This is a genomic window from Streptomyces flavofungini, assembly GCF_041028215.1.
GTDB lineage: Bacteria > Actinomycetota > Actinomycetes > Streptomycetales > Streptomycetaceae > Streptomyces > Streptomyces flavofungini_B.
In genome coordinates this window covers 1-709 of record NZ_JASKYR010001401.1, presented here as the reverse complement: position 1 = coordinate 709, position 709 = coordinate 1, and the positions used below count along the sequence as shown (strand labels likewise).

Genomic DNA, 709 nt, shown 5'->3' with positions numbered 1-709 from the left:
ATCTGTACGCGCGCTTGGCCGTCGGGGACGAGCCGGAGGTCGTCGCGGGGGCGGTGCCGCCCGGTGCGCACATCCTGGAGCTGGGCAGCGGGGCGGGCCGGGTGACGCGGCCGCTGCTGGAGCGCGGCTTCCGGGTCACCGCGGTGGACGAGTCCGCCGAGATGCTGGAGAAGGCTGCCGCGCGGGGCGGTGCGGTGCGGACGGTGTGCGGCACCATCGAGGGGCTCGATCTGGACGAGAGGTTCCCTGTGGTGCTGCTCGCGTCGTTCCTGGTGCACACGGGCGACGAGAGCGTGCGGCGCGGGATACTGCGGGCCTGTCGGCGCCATGTCACGGACGGCGGCTGCGTCCTGATCCAGCGCCAGGCCGCCGACTATCACACCGACATCCCGCGGGAGCGCGTCGAGCCGGGCGGCCATACGATCCGCATCGCGTCGTCGGAGCCCGTGGGTGGCGGTGTGCACGAGGTCAGGGCGGAGTACGTCTTCCCCGACGCCGTCTGGACCCAGACGTTCCGCTCCCGTCCGCTCACCCGGGAGCAGTTCGAGCAGGCGCTCCTGGAGGCGGGGCTGAAGGCCGACTCGTATCTGACGGACGACGGCACGTGGGTGCGGGCGGTGCCGATGCTCTGAGAGACGGACGAGCACACAGCCTCGCCCCTCAGCCCCAGCCCCCAGGCCGCAGCCCTCCGAGCCTCGGCCCTCCGAAC

Annotated in this window: 1 protein-coding gene; it reads left to right on the top strand. The window is 72.9% G+C overall.

Going from position 1 to position 709, the window contains the following annotated elements:
* On the top strand, nt 1–632 hold a 632-nt coding region (locus AB8Z36_RS41310), incomplete at its 5' end, for a class I SAM-dependent methyltransferase (RefSeq protein ID WP_369218473.1).
* Between the last annotated feature and the right edge of the window lie 77 nt (nt 633–709).